Source organism: Pseudomonas sp. AE27 (assembly GCF_037113495.1).
GTDB classification, from domain to species: Bacteria; Pseudomonadota; Gammaproteobacteria; order Pseudomonadales; family Pseudomonadaceae; genus Aquipseudomonas; species Aquipseudomonas palmensis.
The window spans coordinates 759,705-772,261 of sequence record NZ_CP146966.1; the positions used below are offsets into that span (position 1 = coordinate 759,705).

11 protein-coding genes are annotated in these 12,557 nt (G+C 64.8%); 5 read left to right on the forward strand and 6 right to left on the reverse strand.

Going from position 1 to position 12,557, the window contains the following annotated elements; all coding sequences use genetic code 11:
• The first annotated feature begins 5 nt into the window (after window positions 1-5).
• Both moaB and glp read left to right on the forward strand, forming a co-directional pair.
• Entirely contained in the window at window positions 6-545 is a 540-nt protein-coding gene (moaB, locus tag V9K84_RS03555; protein ID WP_043864584.1) for a molybdenum cofactor biosynthesis protein B, read from the forward strand.
• A complete protein-coding gene (gene glp / locus V9K84_RS03560) occupies window positions 529-1,755 on the forward strand; it encodes a gephyrin-like molybdotransferase Glp (protein ID WP_088514234.1) in 1,227 nt (408 codons plus the stop codon). Before moaB ends, glp begins: the two co-directional genes overlap by 17 nt.
• On the opposite strand, the gene V9K84_RS03565 is transcribed toward glp, so the two are convergent.
• Window positions 1,744-2,988, reverse strand: a complete 1,245-nt coding sequence (locus tag V9K84_RS03565; protein ID WP_043864582.1) for a glycosyltransferase family 4 protein — start codon at window positions 2,986-2,988, stop codon at window positions 1,744-1,746. The two genes, glp and V9K84_RS03565, sit on opposite strands and share 12 nt — an antisense overlap.
• A 65-nt stretch (window positions 2,989-3,053) precedes the next feature.
• Window positions 3,054-4,508, reverse strand: coding sequence for a mannose-1-phosphate guanylyltransferase/mannose-6-phosphate isomerase (locus V9K84_RS03570; RefSeq protein WP_088514233.1), 1,455 nt, complete (start codon window positions 4,506-4,508; stop codon window positions 3,054-3,056).
• Between the two features lie 299 nt (window positions 4,509-4,807).
• Between V9K84_RS03570 and yegS the strand changes: the two genes are divergently transcribed.
• The gene (yegS, locus tag V9K84_RS03575) at window positions 4,808-5,707 is read left to right on the forward strand and encodes a lipid kinase YegS (protein ID WP_043864580.1); all 900 of its coding nucleotides are present in this window, start codon (window positions 4,808-4,810) and stop codon (window positions 5,705-5,707) included.
• Here yegS and V9K84_RS03580 read toward each other — a convergent pair.
• From V9K84_RS03580 to V9K84_RS03590, 3 genes are all read right to left on the reverse strand, one after another.
• Window positions 5,691-6,350, reverse strand: a complete 660-nt coding sequence (locus tag V9K84_RS03580; RefSeq protein WP_043864579.1) for a response regulator transcription factor — start codon at window positions 6,348-6,350, stop codon at window positions 5,691-5,693. The genes yegS and V9K84_RS03580 overlap by 17 nt on opposite strands.
• Window positions 6,340-7,236, reverse strand: coding sequence for a sensor histidine kinase (locus V9K84_RS03585; protein WP_043864578.1), 897 nt, complete (start codon window positions 7,234-7,236; stop codon window positions 6,340-6,342). Before V9K84_RS03585 ends, V9K84_RS03580 begins: the two co-directional genes overlap by 11 nt.
• 459 nt (window positions 7,237-7,695) lie before the next feature.
• The gene (locus tag V9K84_RS03590) at window positions 7,696-8,157 is read right to left on the reverse strand and encodes a hypothetical protein (protein WP_043864577.1); all 462 of its coding nucleotides are present in this window, start codon (window positions 8,155-8,157) and stop codon (window positions 7,696-7,698) included.
• Window positions 8,158-8,554: 397 nt separating this feature from the next.
• On the opposite strand from V9K84_RS03590, the gene V9K84_RS03595 reads away from it, so the two are divergent.
• Both V9K84_RS03595 and V9K84_RS03600 read left to right on the forward strand, forming a co-directional pair.
• Window positions 8,555-9,490 carry a chemotaxis protein CheV gene (locus V9K84_RS03595; protein WP_043864576.1) on the forward strand — a complete coding sequence of 312 codons (936 nt, stop codon included), beginning with the start codon at window positions 8,555-8,557 and terminating at the stop codon, window positions 9,488-9,490.
• Between the two features lie 75 nt (window positions 9,491-9,565).
• Window positions 9,566-10,369, forward strand: a complete 804-nt coding sequence (locus V9K84_RS03600) for an MOSC domain-containing protein (protein WP_088514232.1) — start codon at window positions 9,566-9,568, stop codon at window positions 10,367-10,369.
• An 81-nt stretch (window positions 10,370-10,450) separates the two neighbouring features.
• On the opposite strand, the gene V9K84_RS03605 is transcribed toward V9K84_RS03600, so the two are convergent.
• On the reverse strand, window positions 10,451-12,379 hold the full coding sequence (locus V9K84_RS03605; RefSeq protein ID WP_043864574.1) for a transglycosylase SLT domain-containing protein: 1,929 nt from the start codon (window positions 12,377-12,379) through the stop codon (window positions 10,451-10,453).
• Window positions 12,380-12,557 lie beyond the last annotated feature (178 nt).

Consider the following 12,557-nt stretch of genomic DNA (forward strand, 5'->3'; position numbering starts at 1 on the left):
TCCTCATGAAAGCCAAGGCTGATGTACCGTTCGTGCCGCTGAACATTGCAGTGCTGACCGTCAGCGATACCCGCACCCTGGAAACCGATACCTCCGGCCAGGTGTTCGTCGACCGCCTGACTGCTGCCGGCCACGCGCTGGCCGCCCGTGTACTGCTCAAGGACGACCTCTACAAGATTCGCGCGCAGGTCGCCACCTGGATCGCCGACGAGCAGGTGCAGGTGGTACTGATCACGGGCGGCACCGGCTTCACCGGCCGCGACAGCACCCCCGAGGCGGTCGGTTGCCTGCTCGACAAGCAGGTCGACGGCTTCGGTGAACTGTTCCGGCATATCTCCCTGGCCGATATCGGCACCTCCACCGTGCAGTCCCGCGCCCTGGCCGGGCTGGCCAACGGTACGCTGGTGTGCTGCCTGCCCGGCTCGACCAACGCGGTACGCACCGGCTGGGACGGGATTCTTGCCGAGCAACTGGATGTACGCCATCGCCCGTGCAATTTCGTCGCGCACCTCAAGCAGGCGGCGCCGTGTGAAAGCCGTGGCTGAGCCTGTTGCGGCAAAGCCGCTGCTGCCCGTGGAGCAGGCACTGGAGCGCTTGCTGGCGCTGGCCGAAGCGGCGCGCATCGAAGACTGCGAAGAGGTGCCACTGGCTGCTGCCGAGGGCCGTGTGCTGGCCACGGCGCTGGTCGCCGGCCTTGATCTGCCGCCCTGGCCCAACAGCGCCATGGACGGCTACGCACTGCACCACGCCGACTGGCAGGGCACGCCGCTGGTGGTGAGCCAGCGCATTCAGGCCGGGCAGGCGCCTGCGCCTCTGGAGCCGGGTACCTGTGCGCGCATCTTTACCGGTGCGCCGCTGCCGGCAGGGGCCGACTGCGTCGAGATGCAGGAGAACGCCGACGTTCAGCCCGATCAACGCGTGTGTTTCACCGAGCCGCTCAGTGCCGGGCTCAACGTGCGCCCGCAGGGCCAGGAAACCCGGGCAGGTGAAACCGTGCTGGACGCCGGGACCCGCCTCGGGCCGGTCGAGCTGGGCCTGGCTGCCTCGCTCGGCTGCGCGGTGCTGTCGGTAGTGCGCAAGGTGCGGGTGGCGGTGCTTTCCACCGGCGACGAACTGGTCGAGCCGGGGCTGCCCCTGGGCCCCGGGCAGATCTACAACAGCAACCGGCGCCTGCTGGTCAGCTGGCTGCAGCGCCTGGGCTGCGAGGTGAAGGACGCCGGCATCCTGCCCGATGATCTGGCGTTGACCCGTGAGCGCCTGGGCCAGCTCAAGGACGTGGACCTGATTCTGTCCACCGGTGGTGTATCGGTGGGCGAGGCCGATTACCTGGGTATCGCCCTGCGCGAAGAAGGTGAGCTGTCGCTGTGGAAGCTTGCGATCAAGCCCGGCAAGCCGCTGACCTTCGGGCATTTTCGCGGGGTGCCGGTGATCGGCCTGCCAGGCAACCCGGCGTCGACCCTGGTCACCTTCGGCCTGCTCACCCGACCGTACCTGTTGCGCCGCCAGGGTGTGCACGACGTGACACCGCTGCAGTTCAGCGTGCCTGCCGGTTTCGACTGGCCCAAGCCAGGCAATCGCCGCGAATACCTGCGCGCGCGCATGGAGCAGGGCCAGGCGCTGATCTACAAGAACCAGAGCTCGGGTGTGCTGCGCAGCGCCGCGTGGGCCGAGGGCCTGGTGGAGGTGCGCGAGGGCACTGCGCCCGGCAAGGGCGACAGCGTGCAGTTCATCCCCCTCAGCGAGCTACTCGGCTGACGGCAGCAGGCCCCGGGCAACCCGGTCGTTGCCCAGTGGGGCCTGCGCGGCGAGGCGCGCATACACGCTCTCCAGCTGCGCGGCGGCCCTGCTCCAGTCATGCTGCTCGCGCACGAACTGGCGCGCGGCATCGGACAACTGCTGCATGCGTGTCGGGTGGCTCAGCAGGCGGGTGATGATCAGTGCCAGCGTGTCGGTGTCGTCCCCACCCAGGTAATGCTCGCCGTTGCGCACTGCCAACCCCGCTGCGCCCTGGGTGGTGGTGACCACCGGCAGGCCTGCGGCCATGGCCTCGAGCAACTTGATCTTGCACCCACCGGCATGACGCAGCGGGGCAAAGAACAGCGCCGAGTGGCGTTGCAGCTCACGCAGGTCGGGCAGGTAGCCGATCCATTCGATGCGTGGGTCGTTCCAGCGCAGCTTCCACTGGGTGGGCAGGGCATGTCCGACCACCGCCAGGCGCACGGCCGGGTTGCTCAGCCATACCTGCGGCAGGATCTCCTCCAGCGCCCACTCCAGCGCCTCCAGGTTGGCGCCGTACTCGAAGTTGCCCACCAGCAGCAGGCGCTGGCTGTGCGGGCAGGCGCTGATGTGCTGGTAGTACTCGTAGTCCACGCCGTTGATCACCACCTCGGCAGGGCGGCCGGTGAACTGGCGGATCTGTTCGGCATCGCGCGGGTTGACGGCCACCACTTCGCTGGCCTGGCGCAGCACCCGCGACTCCCAGCGCCGGTAGCGCCAGCGGTCGAAGCTGTTGAACGGGCGCAGCCACAGAGGCAGGCGGTCCTGGCACACCGCGCCGGTGTCCGACTCCACATGATGCTCGCTGACCATGAAAGGCAGGCCGCTGGCTTGCAGGGCCTTTTCGAAGGGTTGGAAACTGTAGCTGTGCTCGATCTGGATCACATCCCACTGCTCGCGCAGCAACGTTTCGAAGCAGTGGCGCAGGTGGGGCGCCAGGCCGTTGGTGCTGGCCCGCATCGGGTAGCCGACGTACAGCGCCGCCAGCAGGTTGAGCGGGCTGCGCAAAGGCCTTCGCGGCAACACGATCAGTCGCTCGAGCAGTGGCTCCAGTGCCTGTCGGGCTGCCTCGCCAAGCGGAACTTTCGAGTGCACCAGCAGCGTGATCCTGTGCCCGCGTTCAGCCAGGCCACGCAACAGGTGGTATTGCCGGGCCTTGCTGCCGCTGGTGGTGGGCCAGGGCAGGTAAGGCAGTGTCCAGAGTACGCGCATGACCCACTTCCTCTCTTGCCGCAGCGGCGTCGACAGGCTGAATGCGAAAACGCGCCTGGCGGGCCTCAGCCGATCGCTGCTGCCGGGGCGCGTCCATAGATATCAGTAAAGCGCACGATGTCGTCCTCGCCCAGGTATTCGCCGCTTTGCACCTCGATCATTACCAGATCGATCACCCCGGGGTTGCTCAGGCGATGCTCGCGCCCCGGCTTGATGAAGGTCGACTCGTTGGTGTCGAGCAGAAATTCCTCTTCGCCGTTGGTCACGCAGGCCATGCCGCTGACCACGATCCAGTGTTCGCTGCGGTGATGGTGCATCTGCAGGGACAGGCAGGCCTGCGGGCGTACCATGATGCGCTTGATCTTGAAGCGCGGGCCTTCCTCGAGCACGGTGTAGGTGCCCCAGGGGCGCGTCACGGTGCGGTGCAGGCGATAGGCGTCGTGGTCCTGGCGCTTGAGCTGCTGGGCAATCAGCTTGACCTCCTGGCTGCGGCTCGCGTCGGCGATCAGCAGGGCGTCGGGGGTGTCGATGATGATCAGGTTGTCCAGGCCGATGGCGCCCACCAGGCGGCGAGGCGAATCGATGTAGCAGTTGCTCACGTCGTGCAGCACGGTCTCGCCGTTGCACTGGTTGCCCTGGGCATCGCCCTGGGCCAGGCTGCGCACCGCCCGCCAGCAGCCGATGTCACTCCAGCCCAACTGGCTGGGCAGCACTGCCACCTGGGTGGAACGCTCCATCACGGCGTAGTCGATGGAGATGTCGGCAACCTGCGCGAAGCTGGTGGCATCCAGTTCCAGTTGCAGGCTGTTGTTGCCCTGTTTGCTCTGGCTCAGCCCCAGGCATTCGCCGACCGCATCCAGAACCTGCGGTGCGTGCTGCTGCAGCTCGCGCAGGATGGCATCTGCACGCATGCAGAACATGCCGGCGTTCCACAGGTGCTGGCCGCCCTCGACATAGCGCTGGGCGATCTCTGCGTTCGGCTTTTCGACGAAGCGCTCCACGCGATAGCCATGGGCATCCAGGGCCTGGCCCTTCTCGATGTAGCCGAAGCCGGTTTCCGGTTGGGTGGGCACCAGGCCGAAGGTGGTCAGCCAGCCTTGCTCGGCCAGGGCGCGGGCGCGTTCCACGGCCTCTTCGAAGGCTGCCTGGTCGGTGATCAGGTGGTCGGCGGGCAGCACCAGCAGGTGGGCGTCTTCGCCGTATTCACGGGCACAGTGCAGGGCGGCGGCGGCAATCGCCGGGGCCGTGTTGCGCCCGCAGGGCTCGAGAATGAAGTCCAGCGCGATGCCGGGCTGTTTGAGCTGGCGGTATTCATCCTGGGTGCGGAAGAACACTTCGCGATTGGTGACGGTGAGTACGCGGGCCACATCCTTGAGTGCGCAGGCACGCAGGAAGGTTTTCTGCAGCAGGCTCTGGCCATCGGGCATGCGCATGAAGGGCTTGGGCATGGCCTCGCGTGAAACCGGCCACAATCGGGTGCCGGCTCCACCGGCAATGATGCAAGGGATCAGTGTGCTCATTTCACTCAGCCTCGTGTTCTGGGCACCGCTAGGCGGTGTGATAACAGGGAAAAGGTGAACCTGGCAGGCGCTTTGCTCAATGAGTCAAAAAAGTGACTTTTATCACTGGCATCGTCCGTGAAGGCCAAATATTTGTCGAATGATGCACATCGATTGAGAATCTTTCAATGGCAATTGTGTGAAAGCGCTGTTTTTGACGTGGTCCGCATGCAACGGAACCGTGTTGTAATCGGTCGATATACACGGGCGTCATCTGACGCGGCACCGCCGTCGGCGGTGATCAATGCGGGGGAGCAGTTATGGGTGAGCGCAGGGCATTGTTGATTCTGCATGGCAAGCAGGCCATGAACGACGAGGTGCGCGCGGCGGTAATGGGCTTGCGCGAGCGCGGCTGGCAGCTCGATGTTCGACTCACCTGGGAGGGGGGCGATGCCCAGCGCCTGGTGCACGAGGCGCTGGCGGCGGGGTACCCGCATCTGGTGGCCGGTGGTGGCGACGGTACCCTGCGCGATGTGGCAGAGGCGCTGGCCCAGGCCCGGGGTGATGCCAGCCTGGCGCTATTGCCGCTGGGTACCGCCAACGATTTCGCACGGGCTGCCGGTGTGCCGCTGGAGCCGGACCAGGCTCTGAACCTGCTGGAGTTGCCGGCGCGGGCGATCGACCTGGGCGAGGTGGGCGGGCAGGTGTTCCTCAACATGGCCACCGGCGGTTTCGGCAGCCAGGTCACGGCCAGCACTTCCGAGGACCTGAAGAAGGTGATCGGTGCCGCGGCCTATCTGTTCACCGGGCTGTCGCGTTTCAGCGAGCTGCGTGCGGCCTCGGTGGAGCTGCAAGGTCCGGATTTTCACTGGCAAGGTCAGTTGCTGGCCCTGGGAATCGGCAACGGCCGCCAGGCCGGCGGCGGGCATGTGCTGTGCCCGCAGGCGCAGGTGGACGACGGGCTGCTCGATATCAGCATCCTGCCGGCGCCGCAGGAGGTGGTCGGCACTTTGCGTGACCTGCTGAGCGAGGGCCTGGGGCTGGACAATCTGTTTGTTCGCGCGCGCCTGCCGTGGGTCGAGATCAAGAGCGCCGAAGGCCTGGACATCAACCTCGATGGCGAGCCGCTTCAAGGCGACAGCTGGCGCTTCAGTGCGCTGCCGGGGGCGCTGCGCGTGCACCTGCCCGCCGAGTCGCCGCTGCTCAGTCGTCCAGGCTGATGATCTGTTCGCGCACGGCGAACAGCACCAGGCCCGCCACGTCGTAGATCTGCAGGCGTTTCATGATCTGCGAGCGGTGGGTCTCGACGGTCTTGATGCTCAGGCCCAGGCCGTTGGCGATTTCACGGGTGGATTTGCCGCGCACGATCAGGCGCAGGATTTCCAGCTGGCGCGCCGTGAGGTTGTGGTTCTCGACGGCCTCGGGCTTGCTGCTCTGGGCGCGCAGTAACGCCTGGTTGATCACGGTATGCGCGATGGCCGGGCTCAGGTAGCGCTCGTCGCTGCGCAGCGCGGCCAGTGCCTGCTCCAGTTCGGTGGCGGTGGTGTCCTTGAGCAGGTAGCCATGGGCGCCGATTTCCAGTGCGCGCATGATCAGCTCGGGGTCGGTGTGCATCGACAGGATCAGCACCTTGCTGCGACAGCCGGCAGCCTTCAGGCGGCCCAGGGCCTCCAGGCCCCCGGTCGAGCGCATCGAGATGTCCAGCAGCACGATATCCGGGTCCAGGCGCTGCACCAGTTCGAGCAGTTGGCTACCGTCGTTGGCCTCGCCGACCACGGCGTAGCCGGGTATGTCGGCGACCAGGGCGCGTACGCCGGCGCGAATCAGGGAGTGGTCATCCACCAGCAACAGATTACAGATCATGGGGTTTACTTGTATTGGCGCGTTCACGGGCACGCGGTGGCCAGGGGAACAGTACGTCGATGTGGGTGCCCTGGCCGGGTTGGCTGTTCACGCTCAGCCGGCCATTGAGCAGGTTGACCCGTTCGCTCATGCCGGCCATGCCGCGCTGGCCCTCCTCGCCGGGGGCGGCAGCAGGCGTGAAGCCCTGGCCGTCGTCGCTGATCGATAGCGCCAGGCCTTCGGGGGTGCGCTCGATGCGCACGCTCAGGTTGCGCGCCCGGGCGTGTCGCAGAATGTTGGTGACGGCTTCCTGGGTAATGCGAAAGGCAGCGATGGCCATGTCTTCCGGAATGCCACCCAGGCGCTGCCTGCACTCCAGGCTCCAGTGCACGTCGGTGTTTTCCAGGGTGCGCAGCAGGTGCGCGCGCAGGCTCGCTTCAAGCCCCAGGCTGGCCAGTTGGCGTGGGTTGAGGATCGCCGACACATCACGCACATTGGCCAGGGTGTCGTCCAGGGTGCTGCGCAATGTGGCGCAGTGTTCCTGCAGGTCGGCCGGCATGCGCCGTTGCAGCCAGTCTGCCTGCAGCTTGGCGGCTGTCAGCAGTTGGCCGATATCGTCATGCAGTTCGCGGCTCAGACGCTGGCGTTCGCTCTCCTGCACCTCGAGCAGGCGGTGGGCCAGCTCCTGGGGGCGCATGGCGATCGAGCGCGCGGCCTGGCGCAATTGCCAGCCAATTCCGAGCAGGGCGGCCAGCTGCAGTGCCAGCAGGCTGCCGGGCATCGGTGCCGCACGCAGGTACAGGTACAGGTTGGCCGCCGCCGACACCAGGCACAGCAGGGCGCTCAGCCAATGCAGCAGAGAAGCGCCCGGAGGGCCGCGCTTGAGTGTCTTGAGGCTTGAGAGCATAGGGAATGAAGCCACTGAAGTATCGCTGTTGAAAGCCGGTCGAATATCGCCCAACAGACGTTTGGGGCAACGCCTGGATTTAACTTTGTGCAGTTTTGCCAACACTGGAATCAGACGATTTCAAGTGTGCTGAAAACGCCAAACTTCAGCACCGTGCATTGTCGGTGTGCAATTTGCGTCGGGCATAGTATCACTTCGCTTGGAAATGGTCGCGGGGCGTGAAAGATGTCCGAACTGTCAGTTTTACGGGCTGGTACGGTCGTTCCGGATGGCGCAAAGTCTAGCACTTTGCTATCACTGGTGGCGATACACAACTTGTCCTATATGCGCTGATATTGTTTTTGTATACAGCTGACAGAAACTCGCCGCCCACGCGTAAGTTAATGCTTAGTGTTGTGGGAAAGTGCTTTGAAATGATGTGCGGCGGGGAAATTTCCCACGCCGGTTAGTTGTGCAACTTCATGCGCCCAGGGCGGGTGCAGGGGCGGCGGGTGTGGCGGTCGCCTTGGCCGGTTCTGCGTGCAACTGCCGGAAGGTCTGTTCCAGTTCCTCCAGCAAGGCCAGTTGCTCCTGGGGGTCCAGGTTCAATTGGCCGGTGTGCGGGTCGATCAGTTCAAGCTGCCAGGCCAGCAGGCTCAGGCAGGCTTTCAGCTTGGGCAGTGCAGCGTGAAGGCGCGCGCGGCATTGCTGCGGTTCGAGCACATGACAGAGTTGGCGACAGAAGTCGGCGATCTGCGTCTGGGCCTGCAGGTGGGCACGCTCGGCCAGTGTGCCGAGGGTGTTCAGCAGGCAGTCGCACGCGTCGGTATCGTGGCCGATCAGGTCAAGGTGCGACAGGCACTCCTGAGCGCGGGTCAGCAGTACGTGGGCATCGACCTGAAAGTCGTGTAGGGCGCTGATGTCCGCAGTGGTGTCGGACATCAGTCGTTTCCTGCCAGGCGCAGACTGCGGATGGGGGCTGAAACGCCCTGGAGCCGGTGTTTTGGCAAGACGCTAGCATTGGTTGTGGACAACAAGGCAGTAGCGAGCAAAAGCCTGACTCCATTCATGCAATGAGAATGGCGTCACATTAATGGCTAAAGGATATTGCGAACATCAGGTCTCGCCCGATTGTGGCTAGGGGTTTCCCTGATGGCATTGGCTTGGTGTGATCGCTGATGACCTGCCGCGACTGCAAAACTGTCAGCGCAGTAAACCATGATGCTAAAGTGACATCAATGCCCCCCGCAGCATTTTATTTTGGGGGGTCAAGCCAAGACGAACGCGGCCGATACACGGTTGATAATTCAATTTTTGCGACACGCCTGGGGGTTGTTTAATGGCTGGCATTCTCGACACGGTAGACCAAAGGACGCAGCTGGTAGGCGAGAACCGTCTGGAAATCCTCATGTTTCGCCTGGCCGGGCGCCAATTGTTCGCGATCAACGTGTTCAAGGTGCAGGAAGTGCTGCAGATGCCCAAGTTGACCCTGATGCCGCAACGCCATGCGTATGTGTGCGGCGTGGTCAACCTGCGTGGGCAGACCCTGCCGGTGATCGACCTGTCCCAGGCCATCGGCATGCGCCCACTGGAGCCGGGGCCCAACAGCACCATCATCGTCACCGAGTACAACCGCTCGGTGCAGGCGTTCCTGGTGGGAGGCGTGGATCGTATCGTCAACATGAACTGGGAGGCGATCATGCCGCCGCCCACCAGTGCCGGGCGTCAGCATTACCTGACGGCCATCAGCAAGGTCGACGAGCAACTGGTAGAAATCATCGACGTGGAGAAAGTACTGGCCGAAATCGTGCCGTACAACGCCAAGGTGTCCCGCGACAAGCTGGAAGACCCAGTACTGGCGCAGGCGCGAGGGCGGGAGGTGCTGCTGGTGGACGACTCCACCGTGGCCCTGGCGCAGTTGCGTGAAACCCTGAGCCAGCTGGGGGTGAAGATGCATGTGGCCAGCGATGGCCTCAAGGCACTCAACCTGCTCAAGGGCTGGGCGGATGCCGGTGAGGACGTGTGCTCGAAGTTGCTGATGGTCTTCACCGATGCCGAAATGCCGGAAATGGACGGCTACCGCCTGACCACCGAGATCCGCAACGACCCGCGCCTGCGCAGCCTGTACGTGGTACTGCACACGTCCTTGTCGGGCAGCTTCAACGAATCGATGGTGAAGAAGGTCGGTTGTGACAACTTTTTGTCCAAGTTCCAGCCCGACAAGCTGGTGGATGTGGTACGCCAGCGCCTGATGCTGGACGAAGCGACCGTCTGAGCCGTTATCGACTGCCGGGCAGCGGTTGCCCGGCCCTCGGTGTAAGCTTGCGCCTTTATCATCCGGAGCCGGCCCATGCGTCTGAGCGCGTTGTATCGTTACCCACTCAAGTCGGCCCAGGCGCAAGCCATGGGCCAGTCGCCGTGCGGCCTGCTGGGCTTGCTGGGTGACCGGCGCTGGATGCTGGTGGAGCAGGACAACGGACGTTTCCTGACCCAGCGCGCCTACCCGCAGATGAGCCAGTTATCGGCGCTGTACGACGCCGATGGCGGGCTGGTGCTCAGTGCCCCGGGTTTTGACCCCTTGCCGGTGGCGGTGCCGCAAGCGGACGCCAATCTGCGTGGGGCGACCATCTGGCGCGACACCCTGCGCGTACCGGATGCAGGCGATGCGGCGGCCGACTGGTTGAGCCGCTTCATCGGCAAGCCGGTGCGCCTGGTGCATGTGCCCGAGCCGCGTACCCGCTATCTGCCGGCCGGCTACGGTGAGAACAGCGACCGTGTGGCCTTCGCCGATGGTTTCCCCTTGCTGCTGATCGGCCAGGCGTCGCTCGACGACCTGGTACAGCGGGTTGGGCGCCCCTTGGAGATGCTGCGCTTTCGGCCCAATCTGGTGGTCGAGGGCAGTGCGGCATATGCCGAGGATGGCTGGAAGCGCATTCGCATTGGCCAGCAGACCTTTCGGGTGCTTTCCCCGTGCACGCGCTGCATCCTCACCACCCTCGACCCGCAGACCGGCGAGCGCAGCCCCGATCGCGAACCCTTGACCACGCTCAAGACCTATCGGCAGAAGGAGGGGGATGTGCTGTTCGGCCAGAACCTGGTGGCCGACGGCGAGGGCGTGCTGGAGGTGGGGATGGCGGTCGAGGTGCTGGAATAGCGACGGGCCGGGCCCCTGCACACGCACCGTCGCCTCCACAAGGTTGCGCTTCGACGTTGCCGGCGAAGCGCTGATCACCGCTTACTGATCGTCGAAAAACCGCTCGTGCCAATCCACCAGTGGCTGCGGTGAATTGAGTTTCTGCCCGTAGATCACCGAATACGACAGCACGTTCTGCACGTACTGGCGGGTCTCGTCGAACGGAATCGACTCCACCCATACGTCGAAGCTCAGGTGATCGGCGCCGCGCAGCCACTGGCGCACGCGTCCGGGGCCGGCGTTGTAGGCGGCCGAGGCCAGCACCCGGTTGCCGTTGAACTGGCCGTGCACCTGGCTCAGGTAGGCGGCGCCCAGCTGGATGTTCTTGTCCGGGTTCAGTACCTGCGCCGGCGAAGCCAGCGGGATGTTGAACTTGCGCGCCGTCTCCTTGGCGGTGGCCGGCATCAGCTGCATCAGGCCGCTGGCACCCACGTGGGAACGGGCATCGTCCATGAAGGCGCTTTCCTGGCGGGTGATCGCGAATACCCAGCTCGAGTGCAGGCCGCGTACCTTGGCTTCGCGTACCAGGGTGTCGCGGTGGGCCATCGGGAAGCGGATATCCAGGTCGTCCCAGTACTGGGCCTGGCTGATGGTGCGGATGGCCGGGAAGTACCAGCGCATTTCATAGGCCAGGCGCGCCTGGGCGACCATCTCGTCGCGGCTGAAATGACGGCTGACGTGGTACCACTCGCGGCGCCCGTCAACGATCTGGCCGCGGGCATGGAATTCCAGCGCGCGCCGCACGCCGGGCGTGTTGCGTACCTTGTTGATCAGTTGCTGGCTGAGCACCAGCGGCTTGTTGTTGAGCTGGTAGGGGGTCTGTGCACGATCGGCGGCCAGGAACCCGTAGAAGTCGCGCTCTCGCGCTACCGTCTTGTACAACAGTGGAATCTGCGGGTTCTTCGGCTGCGCCAGCTCCAGGCTGCGCGCCTGCCAGTAGCGCCAGCGGTTGGTGGTGGCCAGGTCCTGGGGCAGGCGTTTGGTCAGCTCGTAGGCATCTTCCCAGCGGCCCAGGCGCAGCAGCAGGCGCAGGCGCCATTCGGTCACGGTGTTGTCGCGCAGCTCGGGGTCGTACTGGGTCATCAGGCCCAGGGCGCGGGGGTCGTAGCGCCGTGCCAGGGTAAGGCCGATTTCGCGGGCGATCGCCACCTTCTCGTCGCGGGAGAAATGCATGCGATTGGCGTAGTCGTCGAGCAGCGCCATGGCCCGCTCCGGGTCCTGGCGCGCCAGGCGGCGCAGGCCCAGGCTGACCACGTCGGACATCGCTTCGTTGACCGGGGTGAAGCGCCCGGGGTTGTTGAGCAGTTCGGGCTTCTGCGCCACATCCACCAGCAGGCGGCCTTGCGGGCCCAGGGTATTCAGGCCTTTGATCAGGGTGTTGGCCAGGGCGTAGTTGCGCGCCTGGGCCGCGAGCTTGATGCGCTCCCAGCGCTTCTGTTCGGTCAGCTGGCCCTCGGCGGCCCAGCGGTCGAACAGCACGTCGCAGGCCGCCGGCTGAGACTTGCCCACCAGCCACAGCTTGTCGGCGGTGGCATAGCCCTCGGCGCGCAGGTTGTGGCTGAGCTGATACTGGCCGTTGAGGCAGTCGAGCTCGGTGAAGTTCAGCTTGGGGTCGTAGTACTTGACGAAGGGTTGCCAGTCGCCGCGCTCTGCCAGCCAGCGCAACCAGCGCAGTTTCATCCAGTTGGCCTGGGGCAGGTCGCCATGCTCGGCAAGAAACTTCTCGATCTCGGCGTTGCTGGCGCTCTTGAGGCGCGCCGTCAGTTCGTCGTAGGCCAGGTAGGGCTCCAGCGGATAATCACGCAGGGCCTGTTCGTAACGGCGGTAAGGGCCGCTGTCGCCCTTGGCCAGGGCACGCTTGGCTTCATCGTAGTACTGGCGTTGCTGGGTGAGATCGGCGGCCTGGACGGTGCTGGCCGCGGTGGCGGAAAAAAGCAGACAGGATACGAGGCTGAGCAGGCTGCGGCGCATGATACTTCCGGACAGTTTGACCAAAACGAGTGTCGGCGGCGCCAGCACTGGTGGGATTACGTGCTTAAGCTTAGCCGTTTGCCGGGGGCGGAAGAAAGCATTGTGCTTGTATCGGCATGTAATGCAGGACTGCGGTCGGCACGCCGGTCGCGCTTAATGTGAAGCAGGCGCAACTCAG